21 protein-coding genes are annotated in these 21572 nt (G+C 52.6%); 13 read left to right on the top strand and 8 right to left on the bottom strand.

The window, feature by feature from the left end:
* The first annotated feature begins 317 nt into the window (after positions 1-317).
* Positions 318-494 carry a hypothetical protein gene (locus ACLJRH_RS10225; protein WP_000469259.1) on the top strand — a complete coding sequence of 59 codons (177 nt, stop codon included), beginning with the start codon at positions 318-320 and terminating at the stop codon, positions 492-494.
* 66 nt (positions 495-560) lie between these two features.
* Here ACLJRH_RS10225 and zupT read toward each other — a convergent pair whose 3' ends face one another.
* Positions 561-1334: a zinc transporter ZupT gene (zupT, locus tag ACLJRH_RS10220; RefSeq protein WP_000115874.1), complete on the bottom strand. Its 774-nt coding sequence runs from the start codon at positions 1332-1334 to the stop codon at positions 561-563.
* 140 nt (positions 1335-1474) lie between these two features.
* Between zupT and ygiD the strand changes: the two genes are divergently transcribed.
* Positions 1475-2263 carry a 4,5-DOPA dioxygenase extradiol gene (ygiD, locus tag ACLJRH_RS10215; protein WP_023136694.1) on the top strand — a complete coding sequence of 263 codons (789 nt, stop codon included), beginning with the start codon at positions 1475-1477 and terminating at the stop codon, positions 2261-2263.
* Between the two features lie 61 nt (positions 2264-2324).
* Here the strand turns inward: ygiD and ACLJRH_RS10210 are convergent, their stop codons facing one another.
* The 3 genes from ACLJRH_RS10210 to tolC form a co-directional block, all read right to left on the bottom strand.
* Complete coding sequence (locus ACLJRH_RS10210) at positions 2325-3488, bottom strand: glutathionylspermidine synthase family protein (RefSeq protein WP_000442833.1); 1164 nt, start codon at positions 3486-3488, stop codon at positions 2325-2327.
* Positions 3489-3493: 5 nt separating this feature from the next.
* Complete coding sequence (locus ACLJRH_RS10205) at positions 3494-4165, bottom strand: DUF1190 family protein (protein ID WP_000831528.1); 672 nt, start codon at positions 4163-4165, stop codon at positions 3494-3496.
* Positions 4166-4377: 212 nt separating this feature from the next.
* Complete coding sequence (tolC, locus tag ACLJRH_RS10200) at positions 4378-5853, bottom strand: outer membrane channel protein TolC (protein WP_001663008.1); 1476 nt, start codon at positions 5851-5853, stop codon at positions 4378-4380.
* A gap of 200 nt (positions 5854-6053) precedes the next feature.
* Here tolC and nudF point away from each other — a divergent pair, with 200 nt between their 5' ends.
* From nudF to parE, 5 genes are read left to right on the top strand one after another with little or no spacing between them, the layout of a single operon-like run.
* A complete protein-coding gene (nudF, locus tag ACLJRH_RS10195) occupies positions 6054-6686 on the top strand; it encodes an ADP-ribose diphosphatase (RefSeq protein ID WP_001231950.1) in 633 nt (210 codons plus the stop codon).
* The gene (locus ACLJRH_RS10190) at positions 6683-7105 is read left to right on the top strand and encodes a DUF1249 family protein (protein ID WP_000833404.1); all 423 of its coding nucleotides are present in this window, start codon (positions 6683-6685) and stop codon (positions 7103-7105) included. The genes nudF and ACLJRH_RS10190 overlap by 4 nt, the downstream gene beginning before the upstream one ends.
* Before the next feature lie 24 nt (positions 7106-7129).
* Positions 7130-7957, top strand: a complete 828-nt coding sequence (gene cpdA, locus ACLJRH_RS10185; RefSeq protein ID WP_000444735.1) for a 3',5'-cyclic-AMP phosphodiesterase — start codon at positions 7130-7132, stop codon at positions 7955-7957.
* Complete coding sequence (gene yqiA / locus ACLJRH_RS10180; RefSeq protein ID WP_000105725.1) at positions 7957-8538, top strand: esterase YqiA; 582 nt, start codon at positions 7957-7959, stop codon at positions 8536-8538. Before cpdA ends, yqiA begins: the two co-directional genes overlap by 1 nt.
* A gap of 27 nt (positions 8539-8565) precedes the next feature.
* Entirely contained in the window at positions 8566-10458 is a 1893-nt protein-coding gene (gene parE, locus ACLJRH_RS10175) for a DNA topoisomerase IV subunit B (protein ID WP_000195318.1), read from the top strand.
* A gap of 125 nt (positions 10459-10583) precedes the next feature.
* On the opposite strand, the gene ACLJRH_RS10170 is transcribed toward parE, so the two are convergent.
* The 4 genes from ACLJRH_RS10170 to qseB all read right to left on the bottom strand — a co-directional run bounded on the left by ACLJRH_RS10170 (position 10584) and on the right by qseB (position 13623).
* The gene (locus ACLJRH_RS10170; protein ID WP_000958587.1) at positions 10584-10898 is read right to left on the bottom strand and encodes a putative quinol monooxygenase; all 315 of its coding nucleotides are present in this window, start codon (positions 10896-10898) and stop codon (positions 10584-10586) included.
* A 31-nt stretch (positions 10899-10929) separates the two neighbouring features.
* Positions 10930-11511: an NAD(P)H-dependent oxidoreductase gene (locus ACLJRH_RS10165; protein ID WP_000065416.1), complete on the bottom strand. Its 582-nt coding sequence runs from the start codon at positions 11509-11511 to the stop codon at positions 10930-10932.
* 106 nt (positions 11512-11617) lie between these two features.
* Positions 11618-12967, bottom strand: coding sequence for a quorum sensing histidine kinase QseC (gene qseC / locus ACLJRH_RS10160; protein ID WP_000779331.1), 1350 nt, complete (start codon positions 12965-12967; stop codon positions 11618-11620).
* A complete protein-coding gene (gene qseB / locus ACLJRH_RS10155) occupies positions 12964-13623 on the bottom strand; it encodes a quorum sensing response regulator transcription factor QseB (RefSeq protein ID WP_001221574.1) in 660 nt (219 codons plus the stop codon). Before qseB ends, qseC begins: the two co-directional genes overlap by 4 nt.
* A 151-nt stretch (positions 13624-13774) precedes the next feature.
* Between qseB and ACLJRH_RS10150 the strand changes: the two genes are divergently transcribed.
* The 6 genes from ACLJRH_RS10150 to ACLJRH_RS10125 all read left to right on the top strand — a co-directional run bounded on the left by ACLJRH_RS10150 (position 13775) and on the right by ACLJRH_RS10125 (position 21572).
* Positions 13775-14167 (top strand): YgiW/YdeI family stress tolerance OB fold protein, encoded by a 393-nt coding sequence (locus tag ACLJRH_RS10150; protein WP_000731553.1) that lies wholly within the window; start codon positions 13775-13777, stop codon positions 14165-14167.
* A 129-nt stretch (positions 14168-14296) separates the two neighbouring features.
* Positions 14297-16555, top strand: coding sequence for a DNA topoisomerase IV subunit A (gene parC, locus ACLJRH_RS10145; protein WP_001281853.1), 2259 nt, complete (start codon positions 14297-14299; stop codon positions 16553-16555).
* A 256-nt stretch (positions 16556-16811) separates the two neighbouring features.
* Positions 16812-17549 carry a 1-acylglycerol-3-phosphate O-acyltransferase gene (gene plsC / locus ACLJRH_RS10140; protein WP_000965733.1) on the top strand — a complete coding sequence of 246 codons (738 nt, stop codon included), beginning with the start codon at positions 16812-16814 and terminating at the stop codon, positions 17547-17549.
* Positions 17550-17622: 73 nt separating this feature from the next.
* Positions 17623-19035: a cell division protein FtsP gene (gene ftsP, locus ACLJRH_RS10135; protein WP_000010658.1), complete on the top strand. Its 1413-nt coding sequence runs from the start codon at positions 17623-17625 to the stop codon at positions 19033-19035.
* Positions 19036-19055: 20 nt separating this feature from the next.
* Entirely contained in the window at positions 19056-19967 is a 912-nt protein-coding gene (locus ACLJRH_RS10130; protein ID WP_023136692.1) for a hypothetical protein, read from the top strand.
* Between the two features lie 699 nt (positions 19968-20666).
* Positions 20667-21572 carry a hypothetical protein gene (locus ACLJRH_RS10125; protein WP_024160462.1) on the top strand — a complete coding sequence of 302 codons (906 nt, stop codon included), beginning with the start codon at positions 20667-20669 and terminating at the stop codon, positions 21570-21572.

The raw sequence follows: 21572 nt of genomic DNA, 5'->3' as shown, positions 1-21572 counted from the left end.
ATTGGTATTTAAATATAAGTCATGATGCTATTACTTATTTTAAAGTATATTTTGTATCAATATTTTTTAATTGCCTGAGTGAGTCGATAGTAGGAGTGTGATATTTTAAGAACAATATAAATTAGTACGAAGTGTGATCTTATCGACATTGTTTTCTGCTTAATACCTCTTTCATTATTGTGTTTCACCACTGATTTATATGATCAAAATCATTTATTTGTTCCACAAATATGCCAGTATATGAATACGTCAAAATAAGGGTATGTAAAATTTTAACGTTAAATGTTTAGTGATGTTAAATTTTAAGGGTAAAAAGGATGTTTATTGCCTGGTATTGGATAATATTAATCGTTCTGGTGGTAGTAGGGTATATTTGCCATATGAAGCGGTATTGCAGAGCGTTTCGGCAGGACAGAGATGCATTACTTGAAGCGCGAACGAAACGTTTTCGCCAGACGAGCGAAGGTGACAGCGTGATGAATGAGCAGAAATAGCGCATATCCTTGACGGGCAGCCGGATGTTGCCTGGCTAAAGGCCTGCATCCGGCGCGACGTTTCTCTTAACCGATACCTATCGTCTGCAAAATGACGAGACTGAGCCCCATGATGGACATACCGCAAAGCACGCCATAGCTGGGGTTATTGTTAGGATCGATCTCTTTTGCCAGCGGCATCAGTTCATCGACGGAGAGCGCCACCATAATACCGGCGACTGCCGCCATGATAGCCGCCATAACGATTGGCGAAACCAGACTGCCCAAAATCAGCCACGCCAGCACGCCGCCAAGAATTTCCGCCATGCCGGAGATACCGGCCCAAAAAATCGCGGTACGTTTTGAGCCCGTCGCGGCATAAACCGGACCGGCAACCGCCAGACCTTCAGGAATATTGTGCAACGCCACCGCCAGTGCGATGCCGAAACCCAGTTCAAGATTGCTGCTGGCAGTGACAAAGGTGGCGATCCCTTCCGGAAAGTTGTGCAGGCTAATGCCGAGCGTCAATAAAATCGCAGTGCGTTTTATCGAGCCGGGAAGCGGCTGCTGCCTTTTTTGTACCAGATCCTGCGGATGAGCGTGAGGAAGCAGGCGGTCCAGCCCGAAGTAGCCCAACAGGCCGATAATAAACATCCCGTAGCCCAGTACGGGCGACATTCCCTCGGTATCAAGCGCGGCGGGCAGCATCTCCATCAGTGAGATGAGCAGCATGATCCCTGCGGCGAAGCCCAGCGAAAAAGCCAGCACGCGATTAGACGGTTTTTGGCCGAGAACGCCAAGAAACGCGCCAATAAAGGTGGCGGCGCCCGCCAGTAAGGTCAGAATAAGTGGTACTGACATCCATTACTCCTTATCAATTTGCCGTCCGAACCTGACCTTCAAAATAACTGATGATCTTCATCATAGTTATCTGAGTTCTTCCACCGTGAAGAAAGCGTATGGTGATGTTAACAAAATGTCTTTCCTGTAAGGATAACATCATGTCTTTAACGTGTATGCCAGCATTGTTTTTGGGGCATGGCAGCCCGATGAACGTGCTGGACGATAACGATTATACCCGCGCCTGGCGGCGATTGGGGGAAGCCCTACCGCGACCGCAGGCGATAATGGTGGTGTCGGCGCACTGGTATACCCGCGGGACGGGCGTCACAGCGATGGAAAGGCCGCAAACTCTCCATGATTTTGGCGGTTTTCCGCAGGCGCTGTATGACACGCATTATCCGGCCCCTGGATCGCCTGCGCTGGCGCAGCGTTTGGTTGAACTGTTGGCTCCCGTTCCCGTCGCGCTCGATAAAGAGGCGTGGGGATTTGATCATGGCTCCTGGGGCGTATTGATCAAGATGTACCCGAATGCGGATATCCCGATGGTGCAGCTTAGTGTTGATAGTACCAAACCGGCGGCATGGCATTTTGAGGTGGGTCGTAAGCTGGCGACGCTGCGTGACGAAGGCGTGATGCTGGTGGCCAGCGGGAATGTGGTTCATAACCTGCGGACTGTGCGTTGGCACGGTGACAATATACCGTATCCCTGGGCGGCGTCATTTAATGACTTTGTGAAAGCCAATCTGACGTGGCAGGGGCCGGTGGAACAGCACCCGCTGGTGAATTATCTGCAACATGAAGGGGGGGCCTTATCGAACCCGACGCCGGAGCACTTTTTACCTTTGCTGTATGTACTTGGCGCCTGGGACGGCAAGGAACCTATCACCATCCCGGTCGACGGTATTGAGATGGGCAGTATAAGTATGTTGTCGGTGCAGGTGGGGTAGGCCGGATAAGGCGCGGAATGGTTGCCCGATGGCGCTACGCGCATCGGGCTTACAGGAAAATCTATCCTTCGACAAAAATATGCGGATAGAAACGGGAGAGATCCTGGGTGATCAGCGCCCGATCTTCACGGATACCAATTCCGGCGGGCTGATCGTTAATCAGCCAGCTACCAATCAGGGTGTAACTGTCGCCGAATTTTGGCAGCGGATAGAACTGTTGCACGATCATACCCTCTTCGCCATACGGGCCTTCCACGGATTCGATCGTTTTACCGTTCTCAATAATCGATACGTTCGCCCCTTCGCGGGAGAAGATCGGTTTCACGACATATTTATCCATTGGCGGATGTTCGTCTTCGGCGAAATACGCAGGCAACAGATTCGGATGGTCCGGGAACATCTCCCACAACAGCGGCAATAACGCTTTATTGGAGATAATGCTTTTCCAGGCCGGTTCCAGCCAGCGCACGCCGGCATCTTCCAGCTTGGTGGAAAACATCTCGCGCAGCATAAATTCCCACGGATAGAGCTTGAACAGGTTCGCAATGACCTGATCCTGCAGATCCGTAAATTGGCCTTTTTCCCCCAGACCAATATCGTCGATATAGAGAAATTCGGTGGCGATTTCCGCTTCGGCCGCGCAGTCCTGTAAATACTGAATGGTGCCACGATCCTCAACCGTATCGCGACAGCAGGTGAGATGCAGCAACTGAAAACCGTACTGCTCGCGAAGTTCAGCAAAGCGTTCAATCAGCTTTTCCTGCAGGCTATTAAACTGATCGCTGCCTTCCGGCAGATTGCCCGCGTTGATCTGATCTTCCAGCCAAATCCACTGAAAAAACGCCGCTTCATACAGCGACGTTGGCGTGTCGGCATTATTTTCGAGCAGCTTAGGCTCGCCAATGCCGTCCCAGGCCAGATCGAGGCGGGAATAGAGCGACGGTTGTTGCGTTTGCCAGGACTGGCGAACAAAACCCCAGGTATGTTTTGGAATACGAAACTTCGTCATCAGCTCATCGCTGGCGATGACGCGTTCTACTACCTTGAGGCACATCTGGTGTAGCTCGGCGGTAACGTCTTCCAGTTTTTCCACCTGGGCGAGCGTTAACTTGTAATAAGCGTCTTCACACCAGTACGGTTCACCATACATAGTGTGAAAATTAAACCCGTATTCAGTCGCTTTATCGCGCCAGTCCGGGCGCTCGGTAATACTGACTCTTTCCATGCGTATCAGCCGCCCATCGAACGTGTTGAAGTACCGGCAGCGCTACGCTGCATGGTGCTCTGTTTGGCGACGGATTCGCCAAAACCGCCGCGGGTAACGGTTGTTGTGGTAGCAGGTTTCGGCGCCATCGCGGTTTTCGGTACGGTCATTGTCCGGCCCGGTTGCGCCGCGCCGTAGTTTTTACCTGCCGCATCGGTATATTTGCCGTATGCAGGGCTGGCCGGGTTTTTCGAGCTAAACAGCGGCTGTTGCGCAAAGCCTGCGCCGCCGCCCATCAGACGCCCCATCATGTAACCTGCCATAAGCGGCATCCAGAAACTGCCGCTGGATTGTTGGGCCTGCGCCTGATTTTCCGGTGCCATGCCAGCCTGTGCGGGCGCTTGCTGGCACTGACCTTCGCCAAACTCAGCGACGCAATCTTCGCGTGTAGCGTACTTAGGCGCAGTACGTTCTGCCTCTTTCAGCGCATTGTTATACGCGGTTGTACACTCCGCGCTTTTGCCCGGATTCGCCGCTGAACAGTCATCAGCGTTTTGATACAGCGATACGGTTTCATCGCTTTTTTCACAGCCAGCCAGCATAAAAACAGCCGTAACCGCCAGGGCGACCGGCGTTAAATGCCGCGCGCTCCAGCTTTTGCGAAATGATGCGTGATGGATGGATTTTGTCCGTTTCATATTTGTCTTCCAGGACCCAGTGGTAAATACAACATGCGTTCAGAATAGAGGATGACTGGTCGAAATTGAAGCGAGAAAAGGCGAGAATGCGGCGGAATAGCAGGATCTTTACGTTGTCTTACGTTCAGGTGCGGCTTTATGACAGGTAGCGCCGCGCTTACCAGACCTACAAGGGCATAGGTCTGATAAGCGCAGCGCCAGCAAATAACTTATCAATGCCGGAATGGATTGCCGTTATTGCTGTTGGCGCGAGCGGCGGTCGGCTGTACTGCCGGCGCAGCGCTATGAGCATTATAACCGTCTGCGGCAGCATCCTGCTCTGGCGTTTCCGGCGCTACGCTTTCCGGCGACGTCGGGATAGGTTTACCCAACGTACTGTTAAGCGCGAGCAGATCCTGCTCGTTCAGCGTACCGAGCGCATATTTGATATTTAACTGATTAATCAAATAGGTATAACGCGCGTTGGCCAGTTGCTGCTTGGCATCATACAGAGTGGTGGTGGCATCCAGTACGTCAACAATGGTACGTGTACCGACCGAGTAACCGGCTTCCATTGCATCCAAAGAACTTTGCGCGGAAACGACTGCCTGTTTATACGCGTTGATGCTGCTGATGGAGGCGTTAATATTGTTAAAGGAAGAACGTACGGTCTGCACCACGCTACGGTGCGCGCTTTCCAGCTGTTCGCTTGCGCCGACGAAGTTATACTGCGCCTGTTTTACCTGCGAGTTAACCATCCCGCCTTGATACAGCGGCAGGGAGAAGTTCAGGCCGATTTTATTCTGCCCCATGTTGCTATCGTCGTACTGGGCGGAGTTGGTTTTAGAACCGCTATAAGAGGTATCAGAAATGCCGGTTGAGGCTGTTAAATTCAGCGTCGGCAGATGACCATCCTGCGCCTGACGGATTTGCTCGCGCGCCAGATCCTGACTTAAACGCGCCTGCAACAGCGACAGGTTACGGTTTTCCGCTTCCTTCAGCAGCGCATTAACAGCTTTGGGTTTGTCGGTTTTAAAATGCTCGACGTTAAGCGACGCCAGCTCCGGGTAATAATTGCCGGTTACCTGGCGCAGCTCTTCTACCGCGTTATCCAGGTTGTTGCGGGCGGTCACTTCATTCGCCAGTACGGTATCATATTGCGCACGGGCGTTTTGCACGTCGGTAATGGCGACCAGACCCACGTTAAAACGTTGCGTCGTTTGATCTAACTGACGATAGATAGCCTCTTTTTGTGCCTGGGTATAGGAAAGCACATCAATAGCGTTCAATACCTTAAAATACGCGTTCGCGGTATTGAGGATCAGCGTCTGCTGATCGGTCTGATAGGTGACATCCTGAATGCCTGCTGCTTTTTCTTGCAGGGTGAGCCCACGCCATTTCGACATATCAAATAGCGTCTGCGTTAATTGCAGGGAAGCGCTGGTTTCATTGGAGTTGATACCGTTCGCATCGCGATAACCGTTGCTGTAGGTGTAGTCGGCACCTAAACCCAGTTGCGGCAGTAAAGGACTACGCGCTTCGTTAATTTTTTCGAATGCAGCATCGCGATCGGCAGCGGATTTACGCAATTCCGGGTTGCTCAGGCGTGCTTGCTGATAAACTTGCATCAGGTTCTCTGCCTGGCTTAGTGTGCTGAACCCCGACAGGCTCAGGCCGATAAGGATGGGGAGCAATTTCTTCATTTGCATTCCTTGTTGTGAAGCAGTATTTAGCGCTGATCAATTTGTAAAAATAATTGCTGATTCTAGCAGAATCCGCCACTGCAAAAAGTTGGCGTTACGTGCCATACGAGCCTTAATTGGCACCAATTTACCACAAGGGTGATAAAACAGCAGTCAACCACCCTTGAAATTCATCATTTAATCATTATTGCTAGCAGGGCAGCACAATGCGTAAATCAGACAACTTGCCAGTTACTTTCACCAAAAGCGATGTAGAAATTATTGCACGGGAAACGCGCTATCGCGGTTTTTTTTCATTGGATGTGTATCGATTCCGCCATCGTTTATTCAACGGAGAAATGAGTGGCGAGGTAAAGCGCGAAATTTTTGAGCGCGGGCACGCCGCCGTCTTGCTACCCTTTGACCCTGAACGTGACGAGGTGGTGCTGGTCGAACAGATTCGTATTGCCGCGTATGACACAAGCGTTACGCCGTGGCTGCTGGAGATGGTCGCCGGCATGATAGAAGAAGGCGAAACCATTGAGGCGGTCGCCCGGCGGGAGGCGATGGAAGAAGCGGGGCTGACCGTAGGCCGCACCCGACCGGTCATCAGTTACCTGGCGAGTCCAGGAGGAACCAGCGAGCGCTCATCTATTCTGGTGGGTGAAGTGGACGCCACGACCGCGGCAGGTATTCATGGTCTGGCGGATGAAAACGAAGATATTCGGGTTCATGTGGTAAGCCGGGAACAGGCATACCAGTGGGTAGAAGAGGGGAAAATCGACAACGCAGCCGCAGTCATCGCTTTGCAATGGCTTCAGTTGCATCATCAAGAGTTAAAAAACGAGTGGAAAAAATGAAGCGTTATACACCTGACTTCCCAGAAATGATGCGTTTGTGCGAAACCAATTTTTCGCAATTGCGCCGCCTGCTGCCGCGCAATGACGCCCCCGGTGAAACGGTGAGCTATCAGGTGGGCAACGTACAATATCGGTTAACGATTGTGGAATCGACCCGATACACTACGCTTGTAACGATCGAGCAAACGGCGCCAGCCATCACCTACTGGAGCCTGCCGTCGCTGACGGTGCGCCTCTACCATGATGCGATGGTGGCTGAAGTGTGTTCAAGCCAGCAGATCTTTCGCTTCAAAGCGCGGTATGATTATCCAAATAAAAAGTTGCATCAACGCGACGAAAAGCATCAAATTAATCAGTTTCTGGCCGACTGGCTACGATTCTGTTTAGCACATGGAGCGATGGCGATTCCGGTTTATTAGCGTCGTGAAACCTAAGGACACCATTTGGAAAGCCTGTTAACCCTACCTCTGGCTGGTGAGGCCCGAGTCAGGATTTTACAAATTACAGATACTCACCTGTTTGCCGAAAAGCATGAAACGCTGTTAGGCGTCAATACCTGGGAAAGTTACCAGGCTGTGCTGGAGGCTATTCGGGCGCAACAGTATGAATATGATCTGATCGTGGCCACCGGCGATCTGGCGCAGGATCAATCCGCTGCGGCTTATCAGCATTTTGCTGAGGGTATCGCAAGCTTTCGCGCGCCTTGCGTTTGGCTACCGGGCAATCATGATTTTCAGCCGGCAATGTACAGCGCGCTGCAAGAGGCGGGGATTTCCCCGGCTAAACGCGTGTTAATCGGTGAACAATGGCAGATTTTGTTGCTGGATAGCCAGGTGTTTGGCGTCCCGCATGGCGAACTGAGCGAGTTCCAACTGGAATGGCTTGAGCGTAAGCTCGCCGATGCGCCAGAGAGACAGACATTGCTCCTTTTGCACCATCATCCGTTGCCGGCAGGGTGCAGTTGGTTGGATCAGCACAGCTTGCGTAATGCCGGTGAGCTGGATAGCGTGCTGGCGAATTTCCCGCGTGTAAAATATCTGTTATGCGGACATATTCACCAGGAGCTGGATCTTGACTGGAACGGTCGCCGTCTGTTGGCGTCGCCGTCAACCTGCGTACAGTTCAAACCACACTGCGCGAACTTTACGCTGGATACTATCGCGCCGGGCTGGCGTACGCTGGAGCTCCGGGCGAACGGCGTCCTGGAGACGGAAGTGCATCGCCTGCAGGATACCCGGTTCCGACCCGATACCGCTTCGGAAGGATACTGATGTCTACGCTTCTCTATTTGCACGGATTCAACAGTTCCCCTCGCTCGGCAAAAGCGTGCCAGCTAAAAAACTGGCTGGCGGAGCGTCATCCGCATGTTGAGATGATCGTCCCTCAGCTGCCGCCGTATCCTGCCGATGCGGCGGAGTTGCTGGAATCTCTCGTGCTTGAGCATGGCGGTGCGCCATTAGGGCTGGTAGGATCGTCGCTGGGTGGTTATTACGCCACCTGGCTGTCGCAATGTTTTATGCTGCCGGCTGTGGTGGTGAATCCCGCCGTGCGGCCCTTTGAATTACTGACCGACTATCTCGGTCAGAACGAGAACCCCTACACCGGGCAGCAATATGTGCTAGAGTCTCGCCATATTTATGATCTTAAAGTCATGCAGATTGACCCGCTGGAAGCGCCGGACCTGATCTGGCTACTGCAACAGACGGGCGATGAAGTGCTGGATTACCGCCAGGCGGTGGCATATTACGCCTCCTGCCGTCAGACAGTGACCGAGGGTGGTAATCACGCATTCACGGGCTTCGAAGATTATTTCAACCAGATTGTCGATTTTCTTGGACTGCACAGTTGCTGACAATCAATTCGAATTGCTAATTAAACCATGACGCAAACTTATAACGCTGATGCCATTGAGGTACTCACTGGGCTTGAGCCGGTACGCCGCCGCCCGGGGATGTACACCGATACGACCCGCCCCAACCATTTGGGTCAGGAAGTGATTGATAATAGTGTGGATGAAGCACTGGCAGGTCACGCCAAACGTGTGGATGTCATTTTACATGCCGATCAATCGCTGGAAGTGATTGACGACGGACGCGGAATGCCGGTGGATATCCATCCGGAAGAGGGGGTTCCGGCGGTAGAACTGATCCTCTGTCGGCTTCATGCCGGCGGTAAATTCTCCAATAAGAACTATCAGTTCTCTGGTGGTCTGCATGGGGTGGGGATTTCGGTAGTAAATGCCCTGTCAAAGCGCGTGGAAGTGACCGTGCGCCGCGACGGTCAGGTCTATAACATCGCGTTTGAAAACGGCGAAAAAGTGCAGGATTTGCAGGTTGTCGGCACCTGCGGTAAACGTAATACTGGCACCAGCGTCCATTTCTGGCCGGACGAAAGTTTCTTCGACAGCCCGCGTTTTTCTGTCTCTCGCTTAATGCACGTTCTGAAAGCAAAAGCGGTGCTGTGTCCCGGCGTGGAAATCACTTTTAAAGATGAAGTGAATAACAGCGAGCAGCGCTGGTGCTACCAGGATGGCCTGAACGACTATCTGGGCGAAGCGGTAAATGGCCTGCCGACGCTGCCGGAAAAGCCGTTTATCGGTAATTTTAACGGTGAAACGGAAGCGGTTGACTGGGCGCTATTGTGGCTGCCGGAAGGCGGCGAATTACTGACGGAAAGCTACGTCAACCTGATCCCGACCATGCAGGGGGGGACGCACGTCAACGGTCTGCGCCAGGGCCTGCTCGACGCGATGCGCGAATTTTGCGAATACCGCAATATTCTGCCGCGCGGCGTTAAACTGTCGGCGGAAGATATCTGGGATCGCTGCGCTTATGTGCTCTCCGTGAAAATGCAGGACCCGCAATTTGCCGGGCAGACTAAAGAGCGTCTGTCGTCGCGTCAATGTGCGGCATTTGTTTCCGGCGTGGTGAAAGATGCCTTCAGCCTGTGGCTGAACCAGAACGTGCAGGCGGCGGAACAACTGGCAGAGATGGCGATTGCCAGCGCGCAGCGGCGACTGCGCGCCGCAAAAAAAGTGGTGCGCAAAAAGCTCACCAGCGGTCCGGCGTTACCGGGGAAACTGGCGGACTGTACCGCGCAGGATCTTAATCGGACCGAGCTGTTCCTTGTGGAAGGGGATTCGGCAGGCGGTTCCGCCAAGCAGGCGCGCGATCGCGAATATCAGGCGATCATGCCGCTCAAAGGTAAGATCCTTAACACCTGGGAAGTCTCTTCCGATGAAGTGCTGGCCTCGCAAGAGGTGCATGATATTTCCGTGGCGATCGGTATCGATCCGGACAGCGACGATCTGAGTCAGCTGCGCTACGGCAAGATCTGTATCCTGGCGGATGCGGACTCCGATGGTTTGCATATCGCTACTCTGCTTTGCGCGCTGTTTGTCAGACATTTCCGCGCGCTGGTGAAGAATGGTCATGTCTACGTCGCGCTGCCGCCGCTATACCGTATCGATTTGGGTAAAGAGGTCTATTACGCGCTGACGGAAGAAGAGAAGGCGGGCGTACTGGAACAACTGAAGCGTAAGAAAGGTAAGCCGAACGTACAGCGTTTCAAAGGCCTGGGTGAAATGAACCCGATGCAGTTACGCGAAACCACGCTTGATCCAAATACTCGCCGCCTGGTGCAGCTCACCATTAGCGATGAAGACGATCAGCGTACTAACGCGATGATGGATATGCTGCTGGCGAAGAAACGTTCTGAAGATCGACGCAACTGGCTACAGGAAAAAGGCGATCTCGCGGATCTCGACGTGTAACGGTTGTTGCACGCTTTATCCGGTCTGCGCGCCGCAGGCCGGATAAGCGAATCCGACATGACGCCGCAGCCTGATGGCGACACTTGCGCATCGCATCAGGGCCGACGTCAGACGAGGGTAATAACTTAAACGCCGGATTCCAGAATACGAATATTCATTTCCAGCACATCGTCTTTTACCGCGTCGCTATAGGCTTTCATATGCGGGGTTTGCAGATGCGCCTCAAGGTGCGCAACGCTTTCCCACTGTTCAATCATCACGATCGAGTCAGGCGCCAAAGTCTGAAAACTCACGCCCGCGGCATGATCCACCATCGGCGCGTAACCGTGGCACCCCTCTTCTTTAAGAACGGTTGGAATAATTTTCGCAAACTGGTCGAGGACGGCCTGACGGTGATGTTGGCCCGGACGCGTGCGAATTTCGGCAATGACGGTAAGCATGGTTAACTCCTTCTAATTCCAGGATGACCAGTTAAGCAAAAATTTCGCTCAGATGCTTGCGATATTCTGCGGTATAGCGCGGAACATCCGGCATTTTAATCACGTCGTTGGCAATAAACGTTGGTAGCGCGTCCATGCCCAGGAACTGGTTGGCTTTATGGAATGGCAGATAGACGCCATCTACGCCTACGCCGTGGAAAAACTGATCTTTTTCGGTAAATGCTTCCATCGGCGCGTTCCACGTCAGTGACAGCATATATTTTTTCCCCTGCACCAGACCGCCGGAACCGTACTTTTTAGCGGCATCGGAACGCGTGCGGCCATCGCTGGCATAGAGCGTGCCGTGACCTTCGGTAAAGACATCATCCATATATTTTTTTACTGTCCATGGCGCGCCCATCCACCAGCCTGGCATCTGCCAAATCACCACGTCAGCCCAGACGAAATTCTGCACCTCTTCTTTAATGTCATAGTCGCTGTCGGCGCGGACGATCTTAACCTGATGACCCAGATCGCGCAGCAGCCCATCGGCAACTTCGGTCAGGGTGTCATTTAACTGGCCGTTGGAGTGCGCGAATTTTTTCGCCCCGTTGATAATCAGGATGTTACTCATTTTGTGTCCTCAAGAAATGCGTTTGCTGCTGATTCTACGCTGACGGGCGGTGCAGTGAAATTAGCAAAATGTGCAAAGTCTTTTGCGTTTTTGGCAAAAGTCTCTGTTACCAACTTACTATGGCCTCAAATCCACCTTCCGCGGCGTTGCCAAACGACACCGTCATGCCGTGCAGCGTAGCGATGCGACGGACGATTGATAATCCCAGACCGCTGCCGGTCACACTTTGGCCTGGCGGGCGGTAAAAACGCTCGCCGATATGCGTCAGAATCTCTGGCGCTACGCCGGGGCCATTATCTCTGACGGTGAAGCTGCGGGCGTGTAAGGTAACGTCGACGACGCTGCCCTGCGGACTGTAGCGAATCGCATTATCCAGCAGGTTACGCACTAACAGGCTTAAGAGTAGCGGCTGGCCGGTACGTATGACGTCATGGGCGTTAAGCTGTAAACGCACGTCGATATTCGCCTGCTGCGCCGGATGATAAATATCCATTACCGCGGACTGCAGCAGCTCTTCCAGCGAAATCTCCGCCACATCCTGCAAATTATTGAGCGAGTCGAGACGCGATAACGTCAGTAGCTGATCGACCAGCCGCGTGGCGCGATCGATCCCCGCATGGAGCTGGGTCAGCGCTTTATCGCGTGAGAGCGGATCGTCGCCCGAGAGCTGCGCCACCTCGGTTTGTACTTTCAGCGCGGCCAGCGGGCTGCGCAATTCATGGGCAGCGTCGGAGGTAAATCGCCGTTCGCGCACCATCATGGAGTGGATGCGGCTAAAAAGCTGATTAAGCGCTTCGACCAGTGGGCGAACCTCGCTCGGTACGCCTTTGGCGTCGAGCGGTGTTTCCGATTCCGGCGACCGGAAGCGCAGCGCCTGCGCCAGTTTTTTCAACGGTCTGAGCTCGCGGTGAAGCAGGAGTAATAAAATCAGTAGCATGAAGGGAAGGGCGAGCAGCCACGGCGTTAATTGCGCCGCCACGATCGCCAGCGCCATATCTTCGCGGTAATCCCACTCCTGACCGACGACGATACGATACTTACCGTCCGCCGAGTTCAACCACAAAAAACGCCAGAGGTCGTTGTCATCCTTCAGATAGCCATTGTCGAAACCTTCCCGGCGATAGCGATACGGAATATCCTGGCCGTTGTCGCCATCATGCAGCAACATTTTGCCGTCAGCGGAAAAGATGGCGAATGCCAGCGCATCGTCATCGATATGCCCATGTTTTAATTTCTTTGGCGTATGCGCCATGCGCTGCGGGGCGTTGATCTCGTTAAGATCGAGGGTGCTAAGCCGTCTGGCGAACAACATCAACTGTGTGTCAAACAGCTCGTCGACATTATCCGTCGTCTTTCTCCAGGCCACAAAACTGGAGATTGCCCAGGTGATGGAGACCAGAATCAGAAAAATAAGCGTCAGCCTGACGCGCAGGCTGAGACGTTGCGTCAATTTCATGCGTCACCCAGGGTATAGCCGATGCCGTGTACGGTGCGAATAAATTCACTGCCGAGCTTGCGGCGTAAATGATGAACATGGACTTCCACTGCATTGCTGGACACGTCGTCATCCCAGTTATACAGCTTCTCTTCAATAAGCTTGCGCGGCAGCACGCGACCTTTGTTGCGCAGTAAGAGTTCCAGCAACGCGAACTCTTTTGGTTTTAAGGCCAGCGGTTCGCCGGCAAGCGTCGCGACGAGATTGCCTGGATTGAGCGTCACCTGGCCGTGGCGCAATTCGCTACTGGCCTGACCGCTGGCGCGGCGTACCAGCGCCTCCAGACGGGCGGCGACCTCAATGAGCGCGAAAGGTTTACATAAATAGTCATCGGCGCCCAGACGTAGCCCCTCGACGCGCTCTGCTAACGCGTCGCGCGCCGTCAGGATCAGGACCGGTTCCTGTTTACCCTTTTCGCGCCATTCGCGCAAAATATCCCGCCCGTCCATGCCTGGCAGCGTCAAATCTAAAATAACCGCATCATAAGGCGCGCTGTAAAGCGCCTCTTTGCCCGGACGTCCCTCGGTAAACCAGTCGACGCTGAAACCCATTTTACTCAGGCCCGCTTTTATGCCATCGCCAATAAGTGTGTCATCTTCTACCAGTAAAATTCGCATCTGTTCTTCCTTGCGGTAACTCGCGTTGCCGTCAGTTAACCTTGTCGCCGCAGGCGATGTACAGAAAAAAAGATTCTTTTTTTGCCTTAAGAAGTTGTTAAGGATTACCTTATTAAATGGATCTGAAACGACATGAAAGGGAAAAGTAATCATGAAAAAATTAGCTGCAATCGTTGCCGTTATGGCACTGTGTTCTACCCCGGTTCTGGCGGCTCAGCAGGGCGGTTTCTCCGGCCCGTCGGCAACGCAAACGCAAGGCGGCGGATTTGTCGGCCCGAACGGCAGCAGCACGACGGTAGAGAGCGCTAAATCGCTGCGTGACGATGCGTGGGTAACGCTGCGCGGGAATATCGTCGAGCGCATTTCCGACGACCTGTATGTGTTTAAAGATGCGACCGGTACTATCAATGTGGATATTGACCACAAGCGCTGGAACGGCCTGACCGTAACCCCGCAGGATACCGTTGAAATTCAGGGTGAAGTGGATAAAGACTGGAACTCTGTTGAAATCGACGTAAAACAGATCTCTAAAGTTGCCAAATAAACTCCATTAGGGCTGCGTTCGCGGCCCTTTTCTTTGTGACTCAACGCGCCAGATAGGGTAGTATCTGCGGCAATATTGCCTGAGAGATACCGGGTATTATTCGGGCTAACAGTTGAGGAATCACAATCAATGAGCGATATGGCAGAGCGCCTTGCGCTACATGAATTTACGGAAAACGCCTACTTAAACTACTCCATGTACGTGATCATGGATCGTGCGTTGCCGTTTATTGGCGACGGCCTGAAGCCGGTACAGCGCCGCATCGTCTATGCGATGTCAGAGCTGGGGCTGAACGCCAGCGCTAAATTTAAAAAATCCGCCCGTACCGTCGGTGACGTACTGGGTAAGTATCATCCGCACGGCGACAGCGCCTGCTATGAAGCCATGGTGCTGATGGCGCAGCCGTTCTCTTACCGTTACCCGCTGGTCGACGGGCAGGGGAACTGGGGCGCGCCGGATGATCCGAAGTCATTCGCGGCAATGCGTTATACCGAATCTCGCCTGTCCAAATACGCCGAGCTGCTGCTAAGCGAACTCGGTCAGGGGACGGCGGACTGGGTGCCAAACTTCGACGGCACGATGCAGGAACCGAAAATGTTACCGGCGCGTCTGCCGAACATCCTGCTGAACGGCACCACCGGTATAGCGGTGGGCATGGCAACAGATATCCCGCCGCACAACCTGCGCGAAGTGGCGAAAGCGGCGATTACGCTGATTGAGCAGCCGAAAACGACGCTGGATCAGTTGCTGGATATCGTCCAGGGGCCGGATTACCCGACCGAAGCGGAGATCATTACCCCACGTGCGGAAATTCGTAAAATTTACGAAAACGGGCGGGGCTCCGTGCGTATGCGCGCGGTATGGACCAAAGAAGACGGCGCCGTGGTAATTTCCGCGCTGCCGCATCAGGTCTCTGGCGCGAAAGTGCTGGAGCAGATTGCTGCGCAGATGCGTAATAAAAAACTGCCGATGGTGGACGACCTGCGCGATGAATCGGATCACGAAAACCCGACGCGTTTAGTGATTGTCCCGCGCTCCAACCGTGTGGATATGGAACAGGTGATGAACCATCTGTTCGCCACCACCGATCTGGAAAAAAGCTACCGTATTAACCTGAACATGATCGGTCTGGATGGTCGTCCGGCGGTGAAAAACCTGCTGGAGATCCTCACCGAGTGGCTGGCGTTCCGCCGCGACACGGTGCGTCGTCGTCTGAACTATCGTCTGGAGAAAGTGCTTAAGCGCCTGCATATCCTCGAAGGTTTGCTGGTGGCGTTTCTCAACATCGACGAAGTGATTGAGATTATCCGTAACGAGGATGAGCCGAAACCCGCGCTGATGTCGCGTTTCGGCATCAGCGAAACCCAGGCGGAAGCGATTCTCGAACTGAAACTGCGTCATCTCGCCAAACTGGAAGAGATGAAAATTCGCGGTGAGCAGGACGAGCTGGAAAAAGAGCGGGACCAGTTGCAGGGCATTCTCGCGTCCGAACGCAAAATGAATACCTTGCTGAAAAAAGAGCTACAGGCAGATTCCGATGCCTATGGCGACGATCGCCGTTCTCCGCTGCGTGAGCGCGAAGAAGCTAAAGCGATGAGCGAACACGATATGCTGCCGTCCGAACCGGTGACTATCGTGCTGTCGCAGATGGGCTGGGTGCGCAGCGCCAAAGGTCATGATATTGATGCGCCGGGGCTTAACTATAAAGCGGGCGACAGCTTTAAAGCCGCGGTGAAAGGTAAGAGCAATCAACCGGTGGTGTTTATTGATACCACCGGGCGCAGCTATGCTATTGATCCCATTACGCTTCCGTCGGCGCGCGGGCAGGGCGAACCGCTGACCGGCAAACTCACGCTGCCGCCGGGGGCGACCGTAGAGCATATGCTGATGGAAGGCGATGACCAGAAACTGTTGATGGCGTCGGATGCGGGCTACGGCTTCGTTTGTACGTTTAACGATCTGGTTGCCCGTAACCGTGCCGGTAAAGCGTTGATTACACTGCCGGAAAATGCGCACGTCATGCCGCCGCTGGTGATTGAAGACGAGCACGATATGCTGCTGGCGATTACCCAGGCCGGACGGATGTTGATGTTCCCGGTTGACTCTCTGCCGCAGCTGTCGAAAGGCAAAGGGAATAAGATCATTAATATCCCCTCTGCGGAAGCGGCGAAAGGCGATGATGGACTGGCGCACCTGTACGTGCTGCCGCCACAAAGCACTCTGACTATCCATGTCGGGAAGCGCAAAATCAAACTGCGCCCTGAAGAGTTACAAAAGGTGGTCGGCGAACGCGGACGCCGTGGCACATTAATGCGCGGCCTGCAGCGTATCGATCGCATTGAGATTGATTCACCGCATCGCGTAAGTCATGGCGACAGCGAAGAGTAAGACAGGGGCACCCGTAGGCCGGACAAGGCATTTAAGCCGCCATCCAGCGCTCTGCCGTTGCCGGATGACGACGCAGTAGCGTCTTATCCGGCCTACGGTTTCAGATCGGATTAACATTAAAATTTCCCGTAAAACCGTTGTTTATTCGTGCATTGCGATTAACAATACGTTTTTCCAGAGAGCCACACTTACCAAAATCCTAACCTGAATTTCAGGTGACGTAGAATGCCGGGCTCTTAGGCCTTCAGAGGTTGTTATGCTATATATTTTTCGTCTTATTGTTACCGTTATTTACTCCATTCTGGTCTGTGTTTTCGGTTCTATTTACTGCCTTTTCAGCCCACGTAACCCAAAACACGTGGCGACGTTTGGACATATGTTCGGTCGTCTGGCCCCGCTGTTTGGCCTGAAAGTGGAGTGCCGCAAACCCGCCGACGCGGAAAGCTATGGCAATGCTATCTATATCGCTAACCACCAGAATAATTATGATATGGTCACGGCGTCGAATATTGTGCAGCCGCCAACGGTGACGGTGGGGAAAAAAAGCCTGCTTTGGATCCCGTTTTTTGGGCAACTGTACTGGCTGACCGGTAATCTGTTGATTGACCGTAATAACCGCGCCAAAGCGCATAGCACCATTGCGGCAGTGGTTAACCATTTTAAAAAGCGCCGTATTTCTATCTGGATGTTCCCTGAAGGTACGCGTAGCCGGGGACGCGGTCTGCTGCCGTTTAAAACCGGCGCGTTTCATGCGGCTATCGCGGCTGGTGTGCCGATCATTCCTGTCTGCGTTTCCAACACCTCTAACAAAGTCAATCTAAACCGCCTGAACAACGGACTGGTTATTGTGGAAATGCTGCCACCAGTCGACGTCAGCGAATATGGTAAAGATCAGGTTCGCGAGCTGGCGGCCCACTGCCGTGCGTTAATGGAGCAAAAAATCGCGGAACTTGATAAAGAGGTTGCGGAACGTGAAGCGACCGGTAAGGTTTAAGCAGCCTTACTCTGTTATTGTAGAAATCATTTTTTCAGGCACAACTCTTTAGCCTGTTTTACATGGAGCTTATATGTCATTCAGTCGGCGTCAGTTTCTTCAGGCATCGGGAATCGCACTATGTGCAGGCGCGATTCCCCTCAGGGCGAATGCTGCCGGTCAGCAACAGCCGTTGCCTGTTCCGCCGTTGCTGGAGTCCCGTCGCGGGCAGCCGTTGTTTATGACGCTACAGCGAGCGCACTGGTCCTTTACGCAAGGTACGCGCGCACCGGTCTGGGGAGTGAACGGTCGTTATCTGGGGCCGACAATCCGCGTCTGGAAAGGCGATGACGTTAAACTCATCTATAGCAACCGCCTGGCGGAAAATGTCTCCATGACGGTTGCTGGTCTACTGGTGCCGGGGCCGCTGATGGGGGGCCCGGCGCGTATGATGTCGCCGAACGCGGACTGGGCGCCGGTGTTGCCGATTCGTCAGAGCGCCGCGACGCTGTGGTATCACGCTAACACGCCTAACCGTACCGCGCAGCAGGTGTATAACGGCCTGGCCGGAATGTGGCTGGTCGAAGACGACATCAGTAAAACGCTGCCCATTCCGAACCATTACGGCGTGGATGATTTTCCCGTCATTATCCAGGATAAACGGCTGGATAACTTTGGGACGCCGGAGTACAGCGAACCGGGAAGCGGTGGTTTTGTTGGCGATACGCTGCTGGTGAACGGCGCGCAAAGCCCCTATGTCGAAGTGTCCCGCGGCTGGGTGCGGTTACGGTTGTTGAACGCCTCGAACTCGCGGCGCTATCAGCTTCAGATGAGCGATGGCCGGGCGCTGCATGTGATTTCAGGCGATCAGGGCTTTTTACCTGCGCCGGTTTCCGTCAAACAGTTGTCACTGGCGCCCGGCGAGCGACGTGAAATCCTGGTTGATATGACCAACGGCGACGAAGTCTCGATCACCTGCGGGGAGGCGGCCAGCATAGTCGATCGGATTCGCGGTTTCTTTGAGCCTTCCAGTATTCTGGTTTCTACCCTGGTGCTGACGTTACGACCAACCGGATTGCTGCCGCTGGTGACCGATAATCTGCCGATGCGTCTGTTGCCGACGGAGATCATGAGCGGCGCGCCTGTCCGCAGCCGGGACATCAGTCTTGGTGACGATCCGGGGATTAACGGCCAACTATGGGATGTGAATCGCATTGATATTACCGCCCAACAAGGCACCTGGGAGCGCTGGACGGTACGCGCCGATATGCCGCAGTCGTTCCATATTGAGGGCGTCTCTTTCCTGATTCGTAACGTCAACGGCGCTATGCCGTTCCCGGAAGATAGAGGCTGGAAAGATACCGTCTGGGTGGATGGGCAAGTCGAACTGCTGGTCTATTACGGTCAGCCGTCCTGGCCGCACTTCCCGTTCTATTTCAATAGCCAGACGCTGGAAATGGCCGACCGCGGCTCGATTGGACAAATGCTGGTGAATCCGGCGTCGTAAAGGCGGACCAGTGATATTCGATGAGAATCAGTGAGGAGGGATGGCGGCTGCTGACGTTCTGGATGTTTACTGCAGGCGGCTATCTTATTCTGTTCTTCATTGTTATTTGCTTGGCTTTTTTGTTCCAAACGCCTCGTCGCGTGTTGCTGTGGATTGCTTTGCCACAGATTACGCTGGTTCTTTTGCTACGGTTTGCTGCGGGTGATGAAACGCTTTTCTTCCCGATTGGCGCAGGGTGGATACTGGGGCTTAGTTTATTGCTGGCGCTACTGTTTAGCCACCGATTACGCCAACCACACCACCTTTGGGCCGGGTGCCATGCGGTCGTATTGCTGCTGTTGTTAGCGCACATAGGGGATATTCTCGAGAGGCATCATCGGCGCGATGCCTATCAGGCACAGCAGGTGGCGGAAGAAACGCTGTTACAAAAAATCGATACGACCGATGACCGCGCTTTTTTAAATCATTTGATGTCACAAGCAATGCAGTCGCAAAACGCAGGGGATTGGTGGACGAATAGGCGGATTGAGCATCTCGCAAAACGCATTTCCCCTTTTGATATTGCGGACGGAACTGAAAAAATTTGGTTGGTTTTGGCCATCGACCGGCTTAATCGTCCTGCCGTTGGGGCGTTTGCCTCCTGGTTTATTGGCGATTCTGTACAGGCAAAGCAATATCGGCATCAGCTCTTACAAAACAATCCATTATTGGACCTACTGAATCGTATTTTTAATGATAGTATGGCTGACGAACAAATTTTTCTGCAACAACAACTTTTGGCGCGAGATATTTGTACCAGTTTGATTAGCGTCGTGCCGGAATTATTGACGGACGAACTGTATGCGCAAGCCGTTGCCTTTGATAATAGCAACAAACCGAAACCTTTCTCATGGCAGTTTGAATTCGATGTATTTTATCATCAGAAAAAATAACGGGCAATAATGAATTTGGGAAACGGATAGAATTTGTTGTTGATGATAATATCCACCGTGCTGGGCAATATATACAATCATCGTATTGGCTATAGTTATTAGTGCGTTTAGCTCGCTGTGTTATCAGAAAATAGAAACGAGAGATTTGAATTCGGTAGTGAGCATGGAAAGTAAGGATGCTTTATGGTTGAATCATTTGCGTGGATGATGTGGGACTCAGTAATATTGATGAGCGCGTGGGGGATTTATGGCGTCGTATTATTGAGGTTAATTGTCGGTGCATTTGATTCTTTGCGCTATCGGCGGGTTTTCTTGCGTGTTGTTCTTCCGCAGGTGAGCGTTGTTTGTATATTGTGGGGAGGATTATTCTGGATCGATTCAAAAAATATTTATATCGTATATTTATTGATATTAGGATTGCTGCCCTCGATAATAATTGCTATTTTTTCTAGTCGAGAGTCTCCATTTTTTATTCTGGGAACTATCGTGTCCCATACTATTTTTTTGTTCGTTTTCGTTTATGTGATGGACGGCCCGCGATTATGGCATCACATTGGTGAAGACTGGAATAACTATAAAATTACCCGACTGTTTGAGCGCGCGAAGGGGGATGTTCAGGTTTTGCAGGATGCCTCTTGTTATCAATTGGCAAGTGTTTTGACGCTGGCTGCAGAACACCGCGATACACCGGAAAATTTATTGCGTTATCTGGCTAAAATACGAGGTATTTCGCCATTTTTGACAGCGGCAGAATCTTGCCCTGAAGCGGCGATCCCGAATGCCGAATTTCTTTATACGCCATTTGTTACCGCTCTTCGCCAACATAACGTACCGATAGTACGCTTTTTTAGCCAGCAACTGGTGGGCGAGACATCTTCCGCCAGAGAGAATCGCAACATTGTCGCTCGTAAAGAAAATCCACTGCTGACGCTTTATAAATCTAACTATATATCACAGTATCGCGAGCAGTACAGGCTAGAAATTAGTCATTTATTGCTGAATATTATGCCAGAACTGTTGAATGATGCTGTCTATATTTATCCCATTATCCAACGTAACACCGAGTTGGTTGCTTATTTTTGGCAGAAACATCCGCCCACTATTCCTCTGCGCAGGCTCGAAGCGATGGTGTTGTTAGCCAAAACGGAACCGCTAATAAGCGAGGTAACCCATAATCCAGAAATATTGATCACACCGCCGATTGAGAGGTGGGATCGTGAAAACCTGCTCACTTTCATACTGAGCAATGGCAATCTGGTAATGATTCAGTCGCTTATTGATGCAAACGTAGTGGACTGGAAACGAGCAATGGAAGACGGAAATAATGAGCCTCTGCATCAGGCCATATTGCGACTGCGTGGTGGAGCGTTAGAGAACGCATTGCTGATACAGATCATTAAGGCGATGCAAGCGCAGAAAGCGTTATCCAACGAGCAAATCGCCCACTATCTTCCCTGGACACCGACGTTTCCTGCCGCTTTTTTACAGGCTGGGCTTTCCTGTGAGCAATTGCGTGAGGTGTTGAATGCTTCAGTGGCGGGGGGCGAACAAGCACGAAACGATACGCGGCAACGGCTGAATGCGCTATGTCCAGTCGCGAAGTGA

The organism is Salmonella sp. SAL04162 (genome assembly GCF_046551535.1).
Lineage (GTDB): Bacteria > Pseudomonadota > Gammaproteobacteria > Enterobacterales > Enterobacteriaceae > Salmonella > Salmonella enterica.
Note: the sequence above shows the minus strand (reverse complement) of the source record. Positions and strands in the feature narration are given on the sequence as shown.

Bases quoted from the DNA above. Each gene is read 5' to 3' on its own strand.
- ACLJRH_RS10225 (WP_000469259.1), top strand. From the start codon at position 318: ATGTTTATTGCCTGGTATTGGATAATATTAATCGTTCTGGTGGTAGTA.
- zupT (WP_000115874.1), bottom strand. From the start codon at position 1,334: ATGTCAGTACCACTTATTCTGACCTTACTGGCGGGCGCCGCCACCTTT.
- ygiD (WP_023136694.1), top strand. From the start codon at position 1,475: ATGTCTTTAACGTGTATGCCAGCATTGTTTTTGGGGCATGGCAGCCCG.
- ACLJRH_RS10210 (WP_000442833.1), bottom strand. From the start codon at position 3,488: ATGGAAAGAGTCAGTATTACCGAGCGCCCGGACTGGCGCGATAAAGCG.
- ACLJRH_RS10205 (WP_000831528.1), bottom strand. From the start codon at position 4,165: ATGAAACGGACAAAATCCATCCATCACGCATCATTTCGCAAAAGCTGG.
- tolC (WP_001663008.1), bottom strand. From the start codon at position 5,853: ATGCAAATGAAGAAATTGCTCCCCATCCTTATCGGCCTGAGCCTGTCG.
- nudF (WP_001231950.1), top strand. From the start codon at position 6,054: ATGCGTAAATCAGACAACTTGCCAGTTACTTTCACCAAAAGCGATGTA.
- ACLJRH_RS10190 (WP_000833404.1), top strand. From the start codon at position 6,683: ATGAAGCGTTATACACCTGACTTCCCAGAAATGATGCGTTTGTGCGAA.
- yqiA (WP_000105725.1), top strand. From the start codon at position 7,957: ATGTCTACGCTTCTCTATTTGCACGGATTCAACAGTTCCCCTCGCTCG.
- parE (WP_000195318.1), top strand. From the start codon at position 8,566: ATGACGCAAACTTATAACGCTGATGCCATTGAGGTACTCACTGGGCTT.
- ACLJRH_RS10170 (WP_000958587.1), bottom strand. From the start codon at position 10,898: ATGCTTACCGTCATTGCCGAAATTCGCACGCGTCCGGGCCAACATCAC.
- ACLJRH_RS10165 (WP_000065416.1), bottom strand. From the start codon at position 11,511: ATGAGTAACATCCTGATTATCAACGGGGCGAAAAAATTCGCGCACTCC.
- qseC (WP_000779331.1), bottom strand. From the start codon at position 12,967: ATGAAATTGACGCAACGTCTCAGCCTGCGCGTCAGGCTGACGCTTATT.
- qseB (WP_001221574.1), bottom strand. From the start codon at position 13,623: ATGCGAATTTTACTGGTAGAAGATGACACACTTATTGGCGATGGCATA.
- ACLJRH_RS10150 (WP_000731553.1), top strand. From the start codon at position 13,775: ATGAAAAAATTAGCTGCAATCGTTGCCGTTATGGCACTGTGTTCTACC.
- parC (WP_001281853.1), top strand. From the start codon at position 14,297: ATGAGCGATATGGCAGAGCGCCTTGCGCTACATGAATTTACGGAAAAC.
- plsC (WP_000965733.1), top strand. From the start codon at position 16,812: ATGCTATATATTTTTCGTCTTATTGTTACCGTTATTTACTCCATTCTG.
- ftsP (WP_000010658.1), top strand. From the start codon at position 17,623: ATGTCATTCAGTCGGCGTCAGTTTCTTCAGGCATCGGGAATCGCACTA.
- ACLJRH_RS10130 (WP_023136692.1), top strand. From the start codon at position 19,056: ATGAGAATCAGTGAGGAGGGATGGCGGCTGCTGACGTTCTGGATGTTT.